Origin of the sequence: Mesorhizobium sp. M0166 (assembly GCF_040322255.1) — a bacterium.
Taxonomy (GTDB): domain Bacteria; phylum Pseudomonadota; class Alphaproteobacteria; order Rhizobiales; family Rhizobiaceae; genus Mesorhizobium.
In genome coordinates, this window is record NZ_JAMYTD010000109.1 from 1 (window position 1) to 1028 (window position 1028).

Sequence of the window (1028 nt, forward strand, 5' to 3'; positions counted from 1 at the left end):
GGCTCAGACCATGGATACCGTAAAACCAACGGACCCAAAAAAGCGGAGCCCTAAAGGCCTTGACACTCCTCATATAAGCTACGTGGACCTTGAGGCTCGGGTGCGTCGCGATCATCCGTTGCGCCGTATTCGGACGATTGTGAACGAGGCGCTTTCGGCGTTGGAGCGGGAATTTGCGGCCCTGTACTCGCCGATCGGGCGGCCATCGATTCCGCCTGAGAAGTTGCTGCGGGCGATGCTGTTGCAGGCGTTCTATTCGATCCGCTCGGAACGGCTTTTGATGGAGCGGCTGGAATACGACCTCCTGTTCCGCTGGTTTGTTGGCATCGGCGTCGACGATGCAGCCTGGGACCATTCGGTTTTCTCGAAGAACCGCGACCGGCTGCTGGAGGGCGATATCGCGGCGAAGTCCCTGGCGGCCGTGCTGGCGCAACCCAAGGTGAAGAAGCTTCTGTCGACGGATCACTTCTCGGTCGACGGTACGCTGATCGAGGCTTGGGCGTCGATGAAGAGCGTCAAGCCGAAGGGCGGCTCGGGCGAACCGCCGGCAGACGGCGGTGGACGCAATGTTGGAGCGGACTTCCACGGCGAGAAACGATCGAACGAGACGCATGCCTCGACCACCGATCCCGACGCCAGGCTCTACCGCAAGGGGCGGGGCAAGGAGGCCAAGCTGAGCTTCATGGGACATGGGCTGATAGAGAACCGCCACGGCCTTCGATGGACGAAGTCACCGGCGACGGCTCCGCCGGATTGCTCGACGACGGCACGATCGAGATCACCTTCGCCTATCACAACGGCGACGAGGCTATCCTCAAGGCCAAACGTGATCCTTCTTCAACAGATGGGGTGATTGGGGTCTCGGCCGAGCCTAACTGATGGCGGCTGCTCCTGTCGGGATGTGAGAACGTGGTCGATGTGAATCGCCACAAACATCGGGAAAGAGCAGCCATGAAGTATTTTGCCGGACTTGACGTGTCTTTGGAAGATACCGCGATTTGCGTGGTCGACGCGGCTGGGCGGATCGT

At 60.4% G+C, this 1028-nt stretch carries 1 pseudogene; it reads left to right on the forward strand.

Annotated features, from left to right (window positions below):
• Window positions 1-73: 73 nt before the first annotated feature.
• Window positions 74-718, forward strand: a pseudogene (locus NKJ46_RS34615) (IS5 family transposase); the annotation flags it as partial.
• Between the last annotated feature and the right edge of the window lie 310 nt (window positions 719-1028).